This is a genomic window from Cetobacterium somerae, assembly GCF_022430525.1.
Lineage (GTDB): Bacteria > Fusobacteriota > Fusobacteriia > Fusobacteriales > Fusobacteriaceae > Cetobacterium_A.
In genome coordinates, this window is the sequence record NZ_CP092519.1 from 1,756,886 (window position 1) to 1,773,830 (window position 16,945).

The 16,945-nt window shown below is 32.0% G+C and carries 29 protein-coding genes; all 29 read right to left on the minus strand.

The window, feature by feature from the left end; translation table 11 throughout:
* Window position 1: 1 nt before the first annotated feature.
* Window positions 2–550, minus strand: a complete 549-nt coding sequence (locus MKD34_RS08195; RefSeq protein ID WP_023050838.1) for a helix-turn-helix domain-containing protein — start codon at window positions 548–550, stop codon at window positions 2–4.
* Between the two features lie 3 nt (window positions 551–553).
* Window positions 554–1,759, minus strand: a complete 1,206-nt coding sequence (locus MKD34_RS08200; protein WP_240219022.1) for a CinA family nicotinamide mononucleotide deamidase-related protein — start codon at window positions 1,757–1,759, stop codon at window positions 554–556.
* Window positions 1,760–1,771: 12 nt separating this feature from the next.
* Window positions 1,772–2,269 (minus strand): phosphatidylglycerophosphatase A family protein, encoded by a 498-nt coding sequence (locus MKD34_RS08205; protein ID WP_240219023.1) that lies wholly within the window; start codon window positions 2,267–2,269, stop codon window positions 1,772–1,774.
* Window positions 2,269–4,419, minus strand: coding sequence for a peptidase U32 family protein (locus tag MKD34_RS08210; RefSeq protein ID WP_240219024.1), 2,151 nt, complete (start codon window positions 4,417–4,419; stop codon window positions 2,269–2,271). Before MKD34_RS08210 ends, MKD34_RS08205 begins: the two co-directional genes overlap by 1 nt.
* On the minus strand, window positions 4,416–5,012 hold the full coding sequence (gene coaE / locus MKD34_RS08215) for a dephospho-CoA kinase (protein ID WP_240219025.1): 597 nt from the start codon (window positions 5,010–5,012) through the stop codon (window positions 4,416–4,418). The genes MKD34_RS08210 and coaE overlap by 4 nt, the downstream gene beginning before the upstream one ends.
* A 105-nt stretch (window positions 5,013–5,117) precedes the next feature.
* A complete protein-coding gene (locus MKD34_RS08220; RefSeq protein WP_023050833.1) occupies window positions 5,118–5,318 on the minus strand; it encodes a cold-shock protein in 201 nt (66 codons plus the stop codon).
* Between the two features lie 232 nt (window positions 5,319–5,550).
* Entirely contained in the window at window positions 5,551–5,901 is a 351-nt protein-coding gene (gene rplQ / locus MKD34_RS08225) for a 50S ribosomal protein L17 (protein ID WP_023050832.1), read from the minus strand.
* Between the two features lie 24 nt (window positions 5,902–5,925).
* The gene (locus tag MKD34_RS08230; RefSeq protein WP_023050831.1) at window positions 5,926–6,903 is read right to left on the minus strand and encodes a DNA-directed RNA polymerase subunit alpha; all 978 of its coding nucleotides are present in this window, start codon (window positions 6,901–6,903) and stop codon (window positions 5,926–5,928) included.
* Between the two features lie 26 nt (window positions 6,904–6,929).
* Window positions 6,930–7,517: a 30S ribosomal protein S4 gene (gene rpsD, locus MKD34_RS08235; protein ID WP_023050830.1), complete on the minus strand. Its 588-nt coding sequence runs from the start codon at window positions 7,515–7,517 to the stop codon at window positions 6,930–6,932.
* Between the two features lie 61 nt (window positions 7,518–7,578).
* Window positions 7,579–7,968, minus strand: a complete 390-nt coding sequence (gene rpsK / locus MKD34_RS08240; protein WP_023050829.1) for a 30S ribosomal protein S11 — start codon at window positions 7,966–7,968, stop codon at window positions 7,579–7,581.
* 56 nt (window positions 7,969–8,024) lie between these two features.
* On the minus strand, window positions 8,025–8,381 hold the full coding sequence (gene rpsM, locus MKD34_RS08245; protein WP_023050828.1) for a 30S ribosomal protein S13: 357 nt from the start codon (window positions 8,379–8,381) through the stop codon (window positions 8,025–8,027).
* A gap of 154 nt (window positions 8,382–8,535) precedes the next feature.
* On the minus strand, window positions 8,536–8,649 hold the full coding sequence (gene rpmJ, locus MKD34_RS08250; RefSeq protein WP_040407302.1) for a 50S ribosomal protein L36: 114 nt from the start codon (window positions 8,647–8,649) through the stop codon (window positions 8,536–8,538).
* A gap of 28 nt (window positions 8,650–8,677) precedes the next feature.
* Window positions 8,678–8,896, minus strand: coding sequence for a translation initiation factor IF-1 (infA, locus tag MKD34_RS08255; RefSeq protein ID WP_040407300.1), 219 nt, complete (start codon window positions 8,894–8,896; stop codon window positions 8,678–8,680).
* A gap of 91 nt (window positions 8,897–8,987) precedes the next feature.
* On the minus strand, window positions 8,988–9,755 hold the full coding sequence (gene map, locus MKD34_RS08260; RefSeq protein ID WP_240219026.1) for a type I methionyl aminopeptidase: 768 nt from the start codon (window positions 9,753–9,755) through the stop codon (window positions 8,988–8,990).
* A gap of 25 nt (window positions 9,756–9,780) precedes the next feature.
* Entirely contained in the window at window positions 9,781–10,422 is a 642-nt protein-coding gene (locus tag MKD34_RS08265) for an adenylate kinase (protein WP_040407298.1), read from the minus strand.
* Window positions 10,423–10,479: 57 nt separating this feature from the next.
* Window positions 10,480–11,760, minus strand: a complete 1,281-nt coding sequence (gene secY, locus MKD34_RS08270; protein WP_023050824.1) for a preprotein translocase subunit SecY — start codon at window positions 11,758–11,760, stop codon at window positions 10,480–10,482.
* A 37-nt stretch (window positions 11,761–11,797) separates the two neighbouring features.
* The gene (rplO, locus tag MKD34_RS08275) at window positions 11,798–12,277 is read right to left on the minus strand and encodes a 50S ribosomal protein L15 (RefSeq protein ID WP_023050823.1); all 480 of its coding nucleotides are present in this window, start codon (window positions 12,275–12,277) and stop codon (window positions 11,798–11,800) included.
* Window positions 12,278–12,280: 3 nt separating this feature from the next.
* A complete protein-coding gene (gene rpmD, locus MKD34_RS08280) occupies window positions 12,281–12,463 on the minus strand; it encodes a 50S ribosomal protein L30 (protein WP_023050822.1) in 183 nt (60 codons plus the stop codon).
* Between the two features lie 13 nt (window positions 12,464–12,476).
* Complete coding sequence (gene rpsE, locus MKD34_RS08285; RefSeq protein ID WP_023050821.1) at window positions 12,477–12,977, minus strand: 30S ribosomal protein S5; 501 nt, start codon at window positions 12,975–12,977, stop codon at window positions 12,477–12,479.
* 24 nt (window positions 12,978–13,001) lie between these two features.
* Window positions 13,002–13,370, minus strand: a complete 369-nt coding sequence (rplR, locus tag MKD34_RS08290) for a 50S ribosomal protein L18 (protein WP_023050820.1) — start codon at window positions 13,368–13,370, stop codon at window positions 13,002–13,004.
* A 47-nt stretch (window positions 13,371–13,417) separates the two neighbouring features.
* A complete protein-coding gene (gene rplF / locus MKD34_RS08295; RefSeq protein ID WP_023050819.1) occupies window positions 13,418–13,954 on the minus strand; it encodes a 50S ribosomal protein L6 in 537 nt (178 codons plus the stop codon).
* An 18-nt stretch (window positions 13,955–13,972) separates the two neighbouring features.
* Entirely contained in the window at window positions 13,973–14,368 is a 396-nt protein-coding gene (gene rpsH, locus MKD34_RS08300; RefSeq protein ID WP_023050818.1) for a 30S ribosomal protein S8, read from the minus strand.
* 23 nt (window positions 14,369–14,391) lie between these two features.
* The gene (gene rpsN, locus MKD34_RS08305; protein WP_023050817.1) at window positions 14,392–14,679 is read right to left on the minus strand and encodes a 30S ribosomal protein S14; all 288 of its coding nucleotides are present in this window, start codon (window positions 14,677–14,679) and stop codon (window positions 14,392–14,394) included.
* A gap of 22 nt (window positions 14,680–14,701) precedes the next feature.
* Window positions 14,702–15,253 carry a 50S ribosomal protein L5 gene (rplE, locus tag MKD34_RS08310; RefSeq protein WP_023050816.1) on the minus strand — a complete coding sequence of 184 codons (552 nt, stop codon included), beginning with the start codon at window positions 15,251–15,253 and terminating at the stop codon, window positions 14,702–14,704.
* An 18-nt stretch (window positions 15,254–15,271) separates the two neighbouring features.
* On the minus strand, window positions 15,272–15,613 hold the full coding sequence (gene rplX / locus MKD34_RS08315) for a 50S ribosomal protein L24 (RefSeq protein ID WP_023050815.1): 342 nt from the start codon (window positions 15,611–15,613) through the stop codon (window positions 15,272–15,274).
* Between the two features lie 22 nt (window positions 15,614–15,635).
* Window positions 15,636–16,004, minus strand: a complete 369-nt coding sequence (gene rplN / locus MKD34_RS08320; RefSeq protein ID WP_023050814.1) for a 50S ribosomal protein L14 — start codon at window positions 16,002–16,004, stop codon at window positions 15,636–15,638.
* Between the two features lie 34 nt (window positions 16,005–16,038).
* A complete protein-coding gene (gene rpsQ / locus MKD34_RS08325) occupies window positions 16,039–16,290 on the minus strand; it encodes a 30S ribosomal protein S17 (RefSeq protein ID WP_240219027.1) in 252 nt (83 codons plus the stop codon).
* 50 nt (window positions 16,291–16,340) lie between these two features.
* Window positions 16,341–16,523 carry a 50S ribosomal protein L29 gene (gene rpmC / locus MKD34_RS08330; protein ID WP_023050812.1) on the minus strand — a complete coding sequence of 61 codons (183 nt, stop codon included), beginning with the start codon at window positions 16,521–16,523 and terminating at the stop codon, window positions 16,341–16,343.
* On the minus strand, window positions 16,523–16,945 hold the full coding sequence (gene rplP / locus MKD34_RS08335) for a 50S ribosomal protein L16 (RefSeq protein ID WP_023050811.1): 423 nt from the start codon (window positions 16,943–16,945) through the stop codon (window positions 16,523–16,525). Before rplP ends, rpmC begins: the two co-directional genes overlap by 1 nt.

Sequence of the window (16,945 nt, forward strand, 5' to 3'; positions counted from 1 at the left end):
TTTAGAATGTTGGTGGATTTACCACCCAAAGAGCTCTAGCTCTTTTATCTGAATTATTTTTAAATCTATGTTTTTGACTAGATTTAAAATAGAAACTATCTCCTTCATGTAAACTATGAACCGTTTCTTCTATATATATATCTAAACTTCCTTCAAGAATAAATATAAACTCTTCTCCATGGTGAGTGTAGTAACTTCTTCCACTTTCACCACCAGGACCAATCTCATATAAAATTGGCTCCATACTTTTCTCTATATTTGATGATGTTAATAAAGAAATTGTTGTATTTGAATCAACACTTTCTACATATTTTCTTTCTTTTGCTCTAATTAAATCAGAATTTTTCTTTACTTCTTCGTCTTCAATTAGATAACTAACTCTTACATCTAATGAATTTGCTATTTTTTTTAAGTTCTCAATTGAAGGAGATGCTTTTCCTTGCTCTATTTGTGATAAAAAACTAGCTGATAAATCAACCATTGTTGCTAACTCTCTTAATGATAACGATTTTTCATTTCTACTTTTTTTTATTCTCTCTCCTATACTCACTTTTTATTCATCCTCCTCTAAGATTTTATATAGTTCAAATAGACTATGGAGAACTGCTTTTTTTCTTATCTTTTCCCTATCCCCTGTGAAATTGAATTTAAAGCTTACCATTTTTTCTTTAACTTTAATTCCAATATAAACTAATCCTACAGGTTTTTCCTGACTTCCACCATCAGGTCCTGCAATTCCTGTCGTAGAAATTCCTACATCGGTTGTTAATCCATTCACCATTTTTTCTGCTACTTCTTTACTAACAGCTCCATATTTTTCTATTAAATTTTTATCTACTTTTAATCGACTTACCTTTGATTCATTACTATATGTTATTATTCCCTCTTGAAAATATTTTGATATTCCTGGTATTGTTACAATTCTTGAAGATAACATTCCTCCTGTACACGATTCCGCTACAGAAAATGAATAGTTTTTCTTTTTTAATATATTAAAAATTTTATCCTCAATTCTTTCTTTATCTTCTCCTAATATATATTTTCCTATACTATTATATATCTTTTCCTTAATTTTTTCCACTGCGATTTTATGTCTATTTGATGTCTGCATTCTAACTATTATACCATAATCTTTTACTAAAAATTCATATTCTATATTTGGGTCAATAAAATACTCTTTGATTTTCTCTTCTAGTATTGATTCTGGAATTCCAGAAACTATTATATCTTTAATATATATCGGATCTAACTCCACACAAAATCTCTCTGTATAAAATTTTAAAAATTTGGGAAACATATTATACAACTCTCTAGGCACTCCTGGAAATGCTACAATTCCATCAATATAGAATGCTGGTGCCATTCCTACATCATTTTTTATAGAAATTGCTCCTTCTGGTTTTTCTACCTCTTTATGGTTTTTATCTAAAAATTGAATATTTAGTTTTTTAAATTTTTCTTTTAATTCTTCTAATTCACTTTCATCTATTATAAATTTTTTATTTAAAAATTTTCTTATTGCTTCTTTAGTTAGATCATCATCTGTTGCACCTAGTCCTCCAGATAATATTACTAAATCACTTGTTTCTTTAGCAAATATTAAAGCTTTTTCTATTTTCTCTAATGAATCCCCTACAGTTAATTTAAAATCTATTTTTATTCCAACTTTATTTAACTCTTCAGCCATAAATACACTATTAGTATCTAAAGTTGCTCCATTTAAAAGTTCTGTTCCTACTAATATTAACGTACATCTCATTTTATCTACCTCTTAGAAAAATATTGTCCATATACAAACCATTAAAAAATTTCCAATAACTCCAGCTAAAAAATCATCTAAAACTACTCCTACACCATTTCCAAAAAATTGTGATTTATAAATTGGTCCTATTTTAGTTATATCGAAAAATCTGAAAATTATAAATCCAATTATTATAGCCATGATAGTTTGAAATATGCCTACTGGATTTATTAAAAAAAGTGTTGTCAAAAATCCAAGCACTTCGTCTATAACAACTTTTTGTGGATCTTTTTCTTTAAAAATTTCTCTTTCTGCTATATCACAAACGTAAACAGAAATCGCAAAAAATGTCATCAAAAACATAAAATAAAAAGAATTATAAATCATATTATTAGGAAATATTTTTTTTAAAAGTACTAATCCTATGTATATCGGAATTCCTCCTAAAGTACCAAAAGTTCCTGGAGCTACAGGCATCTCTCCTAACCCAAACACTGTGGCTAAATTTTTTACTACTTTTCTATTCATTAAAACACTCCTTTTTCATAGTTATAAGGCTTATATATTCCCTTTCCATCTAGAATATCTTTTATCTCTTCAGGTGTTTCGGTTGTAAATTCTAAAACTAATTCAGAGATTCCAATCTTTTCTAAATATTTTCTATCTTTAAGTATATTTAATGGTTTTTCTAAATAAATCTCACTATTTCCTATACTATTTTTTATTATTGTAAACTTATCTCCTTGCTCATTTTCTATAATCTTTACTTCTTCATCTCCTAAAGATAGCTCTGTATACATAGCTCTTGGTCTTCCATAAGCTAATATAGCTTTTTTTATTTTTGTTTCTCCTATCTCTTCCAATCTTCTATAACTAATTTCAGGAGAAACTATAATTGTATCTATTTTCTCTATATTAGAGAAGTGGTCAAAGGCATAACGATTTGATATATTTAAATTCCATCCCAGTGTTATTTGTGTATTTTTATTTTCTAAAGCTTGATATAAATTACTTGCCATTTTATTTGATAAATCTATTTTTTCTAAATTCTCTTCTCTTGCTACATCATATCCTTTAAAATATATTTTATCTATTCCATAAGAATTTAAAATATTTTTTTGCTCTTCTGTTGAAACTATTGCTGATAGTATACTGTTTTTTTCACTAGACTCTATTTTAGAAAGTTTTATTAACTCATTACAACTTTCTTTTCTATAACTTAATATTAACTTCTCTAAAAGAAGCTTTACTGCATCTCTTTTTAATTGTTTCAACATAGAAATTGGTAAAAACATATTCTCGTCTATTTCAATATTTTTTATAAATCCAGTAAATGTTGTGTCTCCTATCTCTAATAATTTTTCACTTATAATATCTTGTGATGTACCTTTATTTTTAGCTTGTTCTATTATACCTTGACTTTCTAATGATACTTTTATTAGTTCAAATTTATTATTTAATGTTGAAACTATTATTTTTGCTTTCTCTCCAATTTTTCCTTTAAACTCTATATCTATAACATGTTTTTTATCTGTTATTTTCATTTTTGATTCAATAAAATCACTAATTTCTTTAGAATAGTTTCTATATACATACTTTGTTTCTTTTGGAATATCTTTCAATACTAATGTTTCTCCAGCATTAGCTTCTCTCTTATTTCTTTCAAATCTGGTATCTATTTTATTTATATAAGTCCCACCAATTTTTTCATAATCTTTAGATAAAAAAGTTACTCCATCTCCTAAGATTATTCTTTCTTTTAATTTTAGTTCTTTACCGTTTAATTCACCTAGATTTTTTCCTAAATGACTAGCAAAGCTCTTATTCATTATATCTTTTCTATCTTTATAAAAATAGCCAGTACTATATCCTCTATTAAATATTTGTGAGCTTTTCTCTTCAATATTATTTCCATTAATTAATTCTTTATAATAATTAACCGTTTGAAACACATAATTAGGTTCTTTCATTCTTCCTTCTAACTTAATACTATCTATCCCTATTTCTTTTAATTTTTGAATTTCATCGTATCCATACAATTGATCTTTTGGACTTAATGTATATCCTTCATCATTGCCATCACAAGTATACTTTTTTCTACAAGGTTGTGCACACATTCCTCGATTTCCACTACGTCCTCCTATAAAACTACTCATATAGCAATTCCCTGAATAAGATATACATAGTGCTCCTGAAACAAATATCTCTAATTCAATATTGCTTTTTTCTCTTATTTCTTTTATTTCTTCAAATGTTAATTCTCTTGGTAAAACTACTCTTTCAAAACCAATAGATTTTAAATAATTTGCTTCTATATGATTTGCTACAGTCATTTGAGTACTTCCGTGTAATTCTAAGTCAGGAAAATTAACTTTTATAAATTCTGCTAATCCAAAATCCTGAACAATAACTGCATCTAATCCATATTTATAAAGTTCTCTTAAATTTATAGCTATTGCTTCTATCTCAACATCCATCATTATAGTATTCAATGTTAAGAAGACTTTTACTCCTCTTGCATGTGCATAATCTAATGCTTCTTTATACTCTTCTAAAGTCAAATTTACAGCATTTCTTCTTGCACCAAAACCTTTTAATCCCATGTATATCTCATCTGCACCTGCTTTTATAGCAGCGTGAAATCTTTCAATGCTTCCTGCTGGAGCAACTATTTTCATATTTTTCCTCTTTCTATATCTTTGATTATTTTTTCTATTTTTTGTTTTAACTTCTCTAAACTTCCATTATTTTCAATTAAAATATCTGCTTTCATATTTCTTTCTTCTCTAGACATTTGAGCAGATATTATTTTCTTTATTAAAGGAATATCAATATTATCTCTATTTTTAATTCTTTCTATTTGAACGTTTAAATCTATATCTACTACCATTACCTTATCACAATATCTTTGTAAATTAACTTCAAATAATAATGGAATATCAAAAATTACAATTTCTTTTCTATCTTTATATTCTAAATATTTTTTTTTATATATATCTACAACTTTAGGGTGGACTATTTCATTTAAGATTTTTAATTTTTTTGAATTATTAAAAACCTCCTTTTTTAATAATTCTTTATCTACAGAATTATTTTTTAAATTTATAAACTCTTTTCCGAATTTTTCTTTTATTTCCTCTTTTACTTCTTCGGTTTCTAAAATGTCTTTGGCAATTAAATCAGCATCAAAAACTTTAATTCCCATAGATAAAAATATTTTACTAACTGTAGATTTTCCACTTCCTATACCACCAGTTAATCCTAATATCATTGTCATCTCCTTAAAATAGAATATATTATATTCTAACATATTTTCTGATTTTTTTTATAAAAAAAAGAGTGAAATCTTAATTTCACTCTTGGTTTTATATATATATTAAGCTGCAGTTACTTCTTTAGCTATTGGTCCTTTATTCCCTTCCTCAACTATAAATGAAACATTTTGACCCTCTTCTAAAGTTCTAAATCCATCCCCGATAATTCCAGTAAAGTGTACGAAATAATCTTTCCCCTCTTCACATGTTACAAAACCAAATCCTTTTTCTTTGTTAAACCATTTAACAGTTCCCTTTAACATCTTAACCTCCGAATAATATAAAAGTATATATAAGTCCCCCTAGGCACTTTATGGATATATTATACATTAAAGACCTTTAATTTGCAATACATTTTGTTTGTTTTTTGAAGAAAAAAAAGTTTTTGTATACAATAATTAAAATTTAGGACATTTTTTTTATTTTGTTTATTATTATAGTATTTGAATAAAAAAAGAGAACTACAATGTAGTTCTCTTTTAAAATGAATTAGAATTAAACTAATTCAATTATAGCCATCTCAGCAGAATCTCCCTTTCTTACAGAAGTTCTGATGATTCTTGTGTATCCACCGTTTCTCTCAGCGTACTTTGGTGCTAAATCATTAAATAACTTAGCTACAGCCTCTTCGCTTCTTAAGAAAGCGAAAGCTTGTCTTCTGTGCGCAAGAGTTCCTTTTTTACCAAGAGTAACCATTCTCTCAGCAAACTTTCTAAGCTCTTTTGCTCTAGTAACAGTAGTTTCTATTCTATCTGATAAAATTAGAGATATTGTTAAGTTCATTAACATAGCTTTTCTATGGTCAGCTCTTCTCCCTAACTTTCTATATGATTTATTGTGGTTCATTAGTCAGTTAGCCTCCTTATCTAATTATTCTACAGATCCGTTTCCATTTAGATCGAACCCAAGTTCTTTCATTTTTTCAAGGATCTCATCTAGTGATTTTCTTCCTAGATTCTTTATTTTTAGAAGTTCGTTCATTGACATTCTCGCCAACTGTCCAACTTCTTCTATTCCAGCTTTCTTTAAACAGTTAAATGATCTAACTGTTAAATCTAGCTCTTCTATTCTTGTATTTAATACATCATCAGCCTTAGCAGTTGATGTAGGAGTTTCCTCCTCTTCCTCAAGATCTACTCTTAAGTGATCCATTCTATTTCCTAAGTCAAGGAACGGATCTAAATGATACTTTAGAAGCTCTATTGCATAAGAAATAGCATCTCTTATCTCAACACTTCCGTCTGTTTCTATGTTTAAAGTTAACTTATCGAAATCAGTCATTCTTCCAACCATTGTATCCTGAACTGAGTAAGATACTTTTCTAATTGGTGTATATATAGCATCAACTGCTATAAAGTCTACAGCCCAATCTTTCTTCTCTATCTCTTCAGCAACAACAAATCCTTCACCAGTATCAACTATGAATTCCATATCTATCTCTCTATCTGTAGTTAATGTACAAATAATTTGATCAGGATTTACAATCTCTAATCCGATATCTGGTATTATATCAGCAGCTGTAACAGTCTTAGGTCCCTTTGCAGAAAGAGTCATTTTTCTTTCTCCAGCAGTTTCTGCCTTTATTACTACCTCTTTTACATTTAGCATTATTTCAGTTACAGCCTCTTTAACACCTTCCATAACTGAAAACTCGCTTAGTACTCCGTCGATTCTAACACCTTTAACGGCAGCACCAGGTATAGATGATAGTAAAACTCTTCTCAAAGCATTACCAATTGTATGTCCATATCCTCTATATAAAGGTTCTATAACATATTGACCAGAAAAGTCACTTGTTTTTAATTCGGTAATGTTAATACCCTTAGCATGTTTTTCTATTTTTAACATTTAATCAACTCCTGTCAAAGGATTTATTATCTTGAATAGAACTCAACTATTAAAGCTTCGTTTAGATCGAAATCTAAATCGTCTTTAGTTGGGTTCTGAAGAACTTTTCCTGCGAAGTTAGCTTTATCTAACTCTAACCATGCTGGAACTGTTTTCTCTTCTACTGCAGATTTGATTAACTCGATATTTTTTGAGTTCTCAATTACAGATACTACATCCCCTGCTTTTACTCTATAAGATGCGATGTTAACTCTTCTTCCGTTAACAGCAACGTGTCCGTGAGACACTATTTGTCTAGCTTGTCTTCTAGTTTTAGCGAATCCTAGTCTGTAAACTACGTTCTCTAATCTTCTCTCTAAATATTGGATTAAAGTTAAACCAGTAACTCCATCCTTTCTTGAAGCCTCATCATATAATTTTCTGAATTGCTTCTCCATTACATTGTATATAAATTTAGCTTTTTGCTTTTCGTTTAACTGAATTGCATACTCTGTAGGCTTTCTATTTGCATTTGGTCTTGGCCCTCTATTAGAAGATTTGTTAACTCCTAAAACAACTGGGTCGATTCCAAGAGCTCTACATTTCTTTAAAACAGGTTGTCTATTTCTTGCCATCTCTTTATTGTTCCTCCTTACACTTAATAAATTTCTACGATAATGAGCTTAGAAAAGTGTACTACACTCTTCTTCTTTTTGGTGGTCTACATCCGTTGTGTGGAACTGGAGTTACGTCAGTTATCTTTGTAACCTCTAATCCTGCTGCCTGTAGAGATCTTATACATGCTTCTCTACCTGATCCAGGTCCTTTCACTTTTACTTCAACCTTCTTCATTCCGTTTTCCATTGCAATATGAGCTGCTTGCTCTGCTGCGATTTGAGCTGCGAATGGAGTTCCTTTTTTAGTTCCCTTAAAACCAGAAGTTCCTCCTGATTTCCAGCTTACTACTTTACCTTCCACATCAGTAATTGCTACTATTGTGTTGTTGAAAGTTGAGTGTATATGAGCTACTCCGTTAGGAATATTTTTCAATTTCTTCTTGATTTTAGCTACTTTCTTCTTAGCCAATTTAGCTACCTCCTTACGATAAAATTCCGTTCTTATATACTACAATTAGCTTTAAACTATCTCTTTATAGGCTTTTTAGGTCCTTTTCTAGTTCTTGCATTTGTTTTTGACTTTTGTCCTCTTACTGGTAAGTTCATCTTGTGTCTTGAACCTCTGTAACATCTAATGTCCATAAGTCTCTTTATTGCAAGTCTGATCTCTTTTCTAAGATCTCCCTCTACCTTGATAGTTTCAACAATGGCTCTGATTTTGTTTAACTCTTCTTCAGTTAAATCCTTTACTCTAGTGTCAAAGTTTACTCCTGCTTCTGTTAATACTTTTTGTGAAGTTGGTTTTCCAATTCCGTAAACGTAAGTTAGAGCAATCTCTATTCTTTTGTTTCTAGGAATATCTACTCCTGCGATTCTAGCCAAAATTTTTCCTCCTCTTCCGAAAATTTTATATATCCGTCAGTATATTAACTGACTAAGACTTTCTTCGGTATGCCTCTTTCGAGTACTAGCTCTACAGCCTAACATACCTTTACAGTACTTCCCATGTCAGTACTAGTTTGCAAAACTTTTCAAGTTATCCTTGTACTTGTTTGTGCTTAGGGTTTTCACAGATTACTCTGATTTTCCCGTGTCTCTTGATAACTTTACATTTGTCACAAATAGGCTTAATTGATACTCTTACTTTCACTTAATTACCTCCTCTCGTGATCATAACTTTACTTTTTTCTGTATACTATTCTTCCCCTAGATAAATCATATGGAGAAATTTGTACCGTTACTTTGTCTCCAGGTAAAATTTTAATATAATTCATTCTCATTTTACCAGAGATGTGCCCTAAAATTGTGTGTCCATTTTCTAATTCAACCTTAAACATCGCATTTGGAAGGGCCTCTAATATAGTTCCTTCTAATTCGATAACATCCTTTTTCGACATACTACCTCCTATCGAACAGAAATTCATATTATTTTAACATTTATTTTACAAAAAGTCTAGTTAATTTTTAACATTTTTATTGTTATTTTTATTAATCTAACTCAGTTAAAACAACAGGTTTTCCATCTATTATGGCAACAGTGTGCTCGAAATGCGCTGAACGCTTTCCATCTCTTGTTACTACTGTCCATCCATCATTAGTTATATTCACTTTGTAAGTTCCAACATTAACCATTGGTTCTATAGCTAAAACCATACCTTCCTCGATTTTTAACCCTCTACCTTTTCTACCAAAGTTTGGGATACAAGGATCTTCATGCATAGCTTTTCCTACTCCGTGCCCAGCAAAATCTTTAACTACAGTGAATCCATTTGACTCTACATATTTTTGGATTGCATTTCCTACGTCACCAAGTCTATTTCCTGCAATTGCTTCTTCAATTCCAATTCTTCTTGCTTCTCTAGTAACATCAATTAATTTTTGTGATTCTTCATCAATTTCACCAACTGCGTATGTTATTGCTGAATCTCCATAAAATCCATCTATTCTTGCTACTACATCAACACTTACAATATCTCCATTTTGAAGAATTTTATCATTTTTTGGAACTCCATGAACTACTTCTTCATTTACAGAGATACAAGAACCTGCCGGATAAGGATTTATTGGTCCTCCTACACCTATTGTAGCTGGTTCTGCACCATTTTCAATTAAATATTCCTCAATAATTTTATTTAATTCATATGTTGAAATTCCAGGTTTTATATACTTTGGTAGATATTCTGTATATAATCTTGCAATTAATTGACATGGTTTTTTTATTTTTTCTATTTCTTCTCTAGTTTTTATTATAACCATAATTTTCCTTTCTGGTTTTCTAAAGTTATCCTAAAATATTAAAGATTTCCTTTGCAATTTCATTTATTTCTTTAGTTCCGTCTAACTCTACCATTACTCCTCTTTCAGAGTAGAAATTAAATAGAGGTGCTGTTTGCTCATGATATGCAGATAATCTTTTTTCAACAGTGTCCTTATTATCATCTTTTCTTATGATTAAGTCTGATCCACAGTAGTCACATTTACCCTCTACTTTTGGTGGATTATTTTCAATATGGAAAGATGCTCCACAGTTTGGACAAACTCTTCTTCCAACTACTCTTCCAACTATTAATGAATCAGGAACATTTAAAGAGATAACTTTATCTAAATTCATATTTAATTCTTTTAATAGTACCTCTAATGCTTCTGCTTGCGCTAATGTTCTTGGGAATCCATCTAAAATAAATCCTTTTTTACAGTCTTCCTGTGATAATCTATCTTTTATTATTCCTATTATAGTTGAGTCTGGAACTAATTTTCCTTCATCCATAAATTTCTTAGCTTCCATTCCCATTTCAGTTCCTTCTGATATAGCAGCTCTTAGCATATCACCAGTTGAAATTTGTGGAATTCCATACTTATCAATTATGAATTTTGCTTGTGTTCCTTTTCCAGCACCTGGTGCTCCGAATAACATTATATTCATTACATTCATCTCCTTTATTAAAAATAAAAAGGGCACGACATATGCCGTGCCAAGATTTTATAAAAATCCCTTATACTCTTTCATGATAAGGTGAGCATCTATCTGTTGTACAGTATCTAGTGCTACCCCTACTACTATTATTATCCCTGTTCCACCAAAGAATATTGGTAGTCCAAAAGCTTTAAATAGTACCATAGGTGCAATTGCGATTAAAGCTAAAAATATAGCTCCACCCCAAGTTATTCTAGTTACAACTCCTTCAAGATAATCAGCCGTATCTGCTCCAGGTCTAATACTTGGAATCGTACCTCCACCTTGCTTTAAGTTTTCTGCAACCTTTTCAGGATCAAAAACTATTGAAGTGTAGAAGAACGAGAAGAATATAATTACAGCAGCATATAGTATTAAATATACAGGATGCTGGTCACCAAATATTCTAGCAAGTATTACCTTTCCAGAAAACTCTCCGGGAAGCATGTTTACTACTAAAGAAGGTATCATCATCACCACTGAAGCGAAAATTACAGGCATTACTCCTGAACTATTTAACTTCAATGGAATATATGAATTCTGACCCATTCCATTATTTCCAGCAAATCCTCTTCCTACATAGTGAACTGGTATTTTTCTTTGCCCTAATTGGAATACAACAATTCCCGCAATTGTTATAATTGCAGCAATCCCCACTAATAACAAAACAGGAATAAGAAACTTACTCCCTCTCATATCTTGTATAGTTTGAATAACAGCTCCTGGAGCTCCTGAAATAACATTTAAAAAGATTAGTAGCGAAACTCCATTACCTATACCTTTGATAGATATTTGTTCCCCTACCCACATTAAAAATATTGTTCCTGCCGTTAAAGTTGTTATTGTTGTTAAGAAAAATGTAAACCCTGGTGTTGTTACTAATCCTACCGATTGTAACCAAGTGCATACCCCAATTCCTTGGACTATAGCTATTACAATTGTTAGGTATCTAGTCCATTGAGTAATCTTATTTCTTCCTGATTCTCCCTCTTTTTGAATCTCTTCAATTTTAGGAATAATTACAGCAAGTAAACTAAATACGATTGATGAATTGATATATGGTACAATTCCCAATGCAAATATAGATACTCTTTGGAAAGCCCCACCTGAGAACATATTAATATATCCTAGTAAATCACTTTGCGCAGTCATTTGAGCCAAACGATCAATGTCCACACCAGGAGCAGGGATATATGTCCCTACCCTAGCTACTAGGAACATTAATAAGGTGAAGATGATTCTCTCTCTCAGTTCCGGAATTTTAAATATACCTCTAAGCTTCGTTTCAAACTTTTCAATTAAACCCAAAATTCTTCACCTCACATTGAAATAACTAGTCTTTTAATTACTTGTTATTTTTTGCTACATCAGCAAAAGTTTTAACTTCAAGAATCTCTACAGATCCACCTTTTGCTTCGATAGCTGCTTTCGCAGAAGCAGAAACTTTGTGAGCTTTTACAGATACTTTCTTCTCTAGCTCTCCGTTTCCTAAAACTTTGATTCCAGCAAGAGTTTTCTTGATAACACCAGCAGCTACTAATAACTCTGGAGTTACTTCTGTTCCCTCTTCGAATCTATTTAAATCACATAAGTTTATTATTGCATAATCTTTTCTGAATATTGCGTTAGAGAATCCTCTCTTTGGAGTTCTTCTGTATAAAGGCATTTGTCCACCCTCGAAGTAAGGTTTTACCCCTCCTCCAGCTCTAGAGTTTTGTCCATTGCTTCCTTTTCCAGCAGTCTTTCCTAATCCAGAAGACTCTCCTCTTCCGATTCTTTTTCTAGCTTTTCTTGGTACAGAAGGCTTTAATTCATTTAATTTCATTGATTATTGCACCTCCTCTACTTTTATTAGGTAAGATATTTGAGCAATTTTTCCCATTAATTCTGGAGTTACATTGTGCTCTCTAACATCATTCATCTTCTTAAGCCCTAGCGACTTTGCAGTTGCTATATGGTTAGGCTTTCTTCCGATTATGCTTTTTACAAGCTCTATTCTAAGCTTTGCCATCTTTTTTTACCTCCTAGCTTAAGATTTCCTTTACTTCTTTTCCTCTTAAAGCTGCAACTTCTTCAGCAGTTCTTAATGCTGCTAATCCTTCAATTGTAGCTCTTGCAACGTTGAACTTATTTCTTGATCCTTTAATTTTTGTAAGGATGTTATGTACTCCTGCTAACTCAAGAATCTCTCTACAAGATGATCCTGCGATAACTCCAGTACCTTCATAAGCTGGTGCCATCCATATAGATGTTGCTCCCCATTTACCAACGATTTCGTGAGGAATAGTAGTTCCTTTTAATGAAACCTTTACCATGTTTTTCTTAGCAGAAGCGATTGCTTTTCTGATTGCATCAGGTACACCATTCGCTTTTCCTAGTCCTATTCCTACGTTTCCTTCAGCGTCTCCTACAGCAGCTAAAACAGAGAAAGATATAGTTCTTCCTCCTTTAGTTGTCTTAGAAACTCTAGAAATCTTCAATAATTTCTCTTGAAATTGTTTTTCTTCTTTAACTAACTTAGACAAGTGAAGTCCTCCTCTCTACAAGAATTAGAATTTAAGTCCTGCTTCTCTTGCAGCCTCTGCAAGGGCAGCTACTCTTCCTGTGTATTTATATCCAGATCTGTCAAATACTATAACAGATATTTCTTTTGCTACAGCTCTTTCAGCGATTGCTTTTCCAACAAGCTTAGCAGACTCGATGTTTCCACCGTGCTTTACATTTCCTTTGATCTCTTTATCGATAGTAGATGCAGAAACTAAAGTTACTCCATTTACGTCATCAACTAATTGAGCAAAAATGTTGTTGTTTGATCTATATATAGAAAGTCTTGGTCTCTCAGCTGTACCAGAAATCTTGCTTCTGATAGATAAGTGCTTTCTTCTTCTAATAGCGTCTCTATTAACTCTCTTAAACAACTTTTTAACCTCCTTATTCTCAGCACACTAACCTTTTTTAGTTAGTATTATGATTTCTTACCTTCTTTTCTTCTGATTACTTCGTCAGAATACTTAACTCCTTTTCCTTTGTAAGGCTCTGGAGCTCTCTTAGATCTGATGTCAGCAGCAACTTGTCCTACTACATCTTTCTCTATTCCTTCAATGTGGATAGTTGTATTTTTCTCAACTGTCATTTTGATTCCTTCAACAGCATTGATTACAACTGGGTGAGAATAACCTAAAGCCATCTCTAATCCAGCATTTTTCTCAGTAGCTCTGTATCCAACTCCAACAAGTGTAAGAGTTTTCTTGAAACCTTCAGATACTCCAACAACCATGTTGTTTAAAAGTGCTCTTGTAGTTCCGTGTATAGCTCTTACAGCTGGTAGATCGTTTGGTCTTGCAACTGTGATCTCATTGTTTTCTACATTTATTGTTAACTCTTCGTTAAATTTTTTAGTTAAAGTACCTTTAGGTCCTTTTACAGTAACTACGTTTCCTGCAGCTAATGTAACTTCTACCCCAGCAGGTACCACTATGATCTTTTTACCTACTCTTGACATATGGCTACCTCCTAGTTATTACCAAACGAATGCAAGAATTTCTCCACCCATGTTCTCTCTTCTAGCAGTTCTATCTGTTACGATTCCTTTAGAAGTTGAAACAATAGCGATTCCTAAACCTGATAATACTCTTGGCATATCCTCTACAGAAGAATAAACTCTTCTTCCTGGCTTAGATATTCTCTTGATTCCTTTGATTACTCTTTCTTTTCCGTCATACTTTAAGTATACTCTTATATTCTTTTTATTTCCATCTGTTACAATTTTGTAGTTAGAAATATATCCCTCTTCTTTTAAAATCTCAGCGATTCTCTCTTTTACGTTAGAGTGAGGAACATCTGTTTTCTCATGCATTACAGCATTTGCATTTCTAACTCTTGTTAACATATCTGCAATTGGATCTGTTAAAAACATCTATTAAATCCTCCTTTCATCAATTACCAAGATGACTTCTTCACACCTGGAATAAGTCCAGCACCTGCTAATTGTCTGAACTTAACTCTCGAAATTCCGAATTCTCTCATGAATCCTCTTGGTCTTCCATCTAATTGACATCTATTTTTCTTTCTAACTTCTGAAGAGTTCTTAGGTAATTTGTTTAGCTCAAACATAGCTTCCATATCTCCCTCGTTGATTCTCTTCTTCAGCTCAGCTCTTTTTTCAGCATATTTGTCGCATAAAGTTGTTCTTTTAACTTCTCTAGCGATCATTGACTTTTTAGCCATTTATTATTAACCTCCTCACTATTTACTTTTTAAAAGGCATTCCGAATGCCTTAAGTAAAGCTCTTCCTTCTTCATCTGTTTTAGCTGAAGATACTATAGTGATAGACATTCCTAAAAGCTTGTCAACTTTATCAAATTCGATCTCAGGGAAAACTAATTGATCTCTTAATCCTAAAGAGTAGTTTCCTCTTCCGTCGAATGAATCCGCTGGAACTCCTTCGAAGTCTCTTACTCTTGGAAGAACTACATTTACTAATCTATCTAGAAAATCGTACATTCTCTCTTTTCTTAAAGTAACTTTTGCACCGATTGGCATTCCTTCTCTTAACTTAAATCCAGCTTCTGATTTTTTTGCTTTTCTTACAACTGGCTTTTGTCCTGTGATTATTGCTAAATCAGCCATTGCAGCATCGATTAACTTAGAGTTTTGAGTTGCCTCTCCTACTCCCATGTTAACAACGATTCTGTCTAATTTTGGACATTCCATAACGTTAGATAATCCTAACTCTTTTATTAAGTTAGCAACTATTGTTTCGTTATATAACTTATGATATCTAGAAACGTATTTAGACACTTACGTTCTCCTCCTCTCTTATAAAGTTTCTCCAGATACTTTAGAGTATCTTACTTTTTTACCGTCCACAAACTTGTATCCAACTCTAGTTGGTTTACCAGCTTTCTCATCAAATAACATTACTTTTGAAGAGAACATTGGAGCTGGTTTAGTTACAACTCCACCTTGTGGGTTTATTTGTGAAGGTTTCATATGTTTTGTGATCATATTGATGTTCTCAACAACGATCTTTCCTTTTTTAGGGAATACTTTTAAAACCTTACCTGTTTTTCCTTTATCTTTTCCAGATATTACGTAAACTGTATCTCCAGTTTTTACATGTAATGACTCTGGTACAAATTTAATCTTAGGTTTAGCCACGACAATTAGCCTCCTCTCTCAATTATATTACTTCTGGAGCTAGTGAAACTATCTTCATGAAGTCTTTAGCTCTTAATTCTCTTGCAACTGGTCCGAAGATTCTTGTTGCTTTTGGTTCATTATTGTTATTTAAGATAACAGCTGCGTTATCATCAAATTTAATATATGATCCATCTTCTCTTCTTAATTCTTTTCTTGTTCTAACAATAACTGCTTTTACTACGTCTCCTTTTTTAACGTTTCCACCAGGTATTGCTTCCTTAACTGATGCCACAACAATGTCACCGATTCTTCCGAATCTTCTTCTAGATCCTCCAAGAACTCTTATAACCATAAGTTTTTTAGCTCCCGAGTTATCAGCAACATTAAGGATAGTTTGTTGTTGTACCATTAAATTATCCTCCTCTCAACAATAATTTGGATTATTATCTAGCTTTCTCTATAATATCAACTAGTCTCCATCTCTTATCTCTAGATAATGGTCTAGTTTCCATGATTTTTACTTTATCTCCAGTTTGAGCTACGTTGTTCTCGTCATGTGCTTTGAACTTCATAGTCTTCTTAACTCTCTTTTTGTAGATTGGGTGTAATGTCATTGTTTCGATAGCAACAACTATCGTCTTGTCCATCTTATCAGAAACAACGATTCCTTCTCTTACTTTTCTCTCGTTTCTCAAGATTTTGACCTCCTCTTCTTAAGAATCTATATCCTAACTTTAAGATTTAATTATCTTTCGTTTAATATAGTGTTTATTCTTGCGATCTCTCTTCTTACTTCTCTAATCTTAGCAGTGTTAGTTACTTGTCCTAATGAAAGTTGAAACTTTAGGTTGAAAAGTTCTTCCTTAAGCTCTTTACACTTTACTACTAAGTCTTCAGTAGATATTTCTCTTATTTCCTTAGCTCTCATTAGTTCTCACCACCATTCTCTCTTTTTACAATCTTACATCTGATAGGAAGTTTCATAGAAGCTTTTCTTAAAGCTGCTATTGCTTTCTCTTCAGTAACACCAGATACCTCGAACATTATTCTTCCAGGTTTAACTACTGCTACCCAACCTTCTACGTTTCCTTTACCTTTACCCATTCTTACTCCAGCTGGTCTAGCAGTAATTGGCTTATCAGGGAATATTCTAATGAAAGTCTTACCTTCTCTTTTGAATGTTCTGTTGATTCCAACTCTACAAGATTCAATCTGTCTGTTTGTTATCCATGCTGGCTCAAGGGCTTGTAATCCGTAATCTCCGAAAGCAACAGTGTTACCTCTTTGAGCTGTACCCTTCATTCTTCCTCTAAACATTTTTCTATGTTTCGTTCTTTTAGGCATTAACAT

What these genes read in the sequence shown, in the direction of transcription:
- MKD34_RS08200 (WP_240219022.1), bottom strand. Translation starts at nt 1,759, where the DNA reads ATGAGATGTACGTTAATATTAGTAGGAACAGAACTTTTAAATGGAGCA.
- MKD34_RS08205 (WP_240219023.1), bottom strand. Translation starts at nt 2,269, where the DNA reads ATGAATAGAAAAGTAGTAAAAAATTTAGCCACAGTGTTTGGGTTAGGA.
- MKD34_RS08210 (WP_240219024.1), bottom strand. Translation starts at nt 4,419, where the DNA reads ATGAAAATAGTTGCTCCAGCAGGAAGCATTGAAAGATTTCACGCTGCT.
- coaE (WP_240219025.1), bottom strand. Translation starts at nt 5,012, where the DNA reads ATGATATTAGGATTAACTGGTGGTATAGGAAGTGGAAAATCTACAGTT.
- MKD34_RS08220 (WP_023050833.1), bottom strand. Translation starts at nt 5,318, where the DNA reads ATGTTAAAGGGAACTGTTAAATGGTTTAACAAAGAAAAAGGATTTGGT.
- rplQ (WP_023050832.1), bottom strand. Translation starts at nt 5,901, where the DNA reads ATGAACCACAATAAATCATATAGAAAGTTAGGGAGAAGAGCTGACCAT.
- MKD34_RS08230 (WP_023050831.1), bottom strand. Translation starts at nt 6,903, where the DNA reads ATGTTAAAAATAGAAAAACATGCTAAGGGTATTAACATTACCGAATTA.
- rpsD (WP_023050830.1), bottom strand. Translation starts at nt 7,517, where the DNA reads ATGGCAAGAAATAGACAACCTGTTTTAAAGAAATGTAGAGCTCTTGGA.
- infA (WP_040407300.1), bottom strand. Translation starts at nt 8,896, where the DNA reads ATGTCGAAAAAGGATGTTATCGAATTAGAAGGAACTATATTAGAGGCC.
- map (WP_240219026.1), bottom strand. Translation starts at nt 9,755, where the DNA reads ATGGTTATAATAAAAACTAGAGAAGAAATAGAAAAAATAAAAAAACCA.
- MKD34_RS08265 (WP_040407298.1), bottom strand. Translation starts at nt 10,422, where the DNA reads ATGAATATAATGTTATTCGGAGCACCAGGTGCTGGAAAAGGAACACAA.
- rplO (WP_023050823.1), bottom strand. Translation starts at nt 12,277, where the DNA reads ATGAAATTAAATGAATTAAAGCCTTCTGTACCAAGAAAAGCTAGAAAA.
- rpmD (WP_023050822.1), bottom strand. Translation starts at nt 12,463, where the DNA reads ATGGCAAAGCTTAGAATAGAGCTTGTAAAAAGCATAATCGGAAGAAAG.
- rplF (WP_023050819.1), bottom strand. Translation starts at nt 13,954, where the DNA reads ATGTCAAGAGTAGGTAAAAAGATCATAGTGGTACCTGCTGGGGTAGAA.
- rpsH (WP_023050818.1), bottom strand. Translation starts at nt 14,368, where the DNA reads ATGTTTTTAACAGATCCAATTGCAGATATGTTAACAAGAGTTAGAAAT.
- rpsN (WP_023050817.1), bottom strand. Translation starts at nt 14,679, where the DNA reads ATGGCTAAAAAGTCAATGATCGCTAGAGAAGTTAAAAGAACAACTTTA.
- rplN (WP_023050814.1), bottom strand. Translation starts at nt 16,004, where the DNA reads ATGGTACAACAACAAACTATCCTTAATGTTGCTGATAACTCGGGAGCT.
- rpmC (WP_023050812.1), bottom strand. Translation starts at nt 16,523, where the DNA reads ATGAGAGCTAAGGAAATAAGAGAAATATCTACTGAAGACTTAGTAGTA.
- rplP (WP_023050811.1), bottom strand. Translation starts at nt 16,945, where the DNA reads ATGTTAATGCCTAAAAGAACGAAACATAGAAAAATGTTTAGAGGAAGA.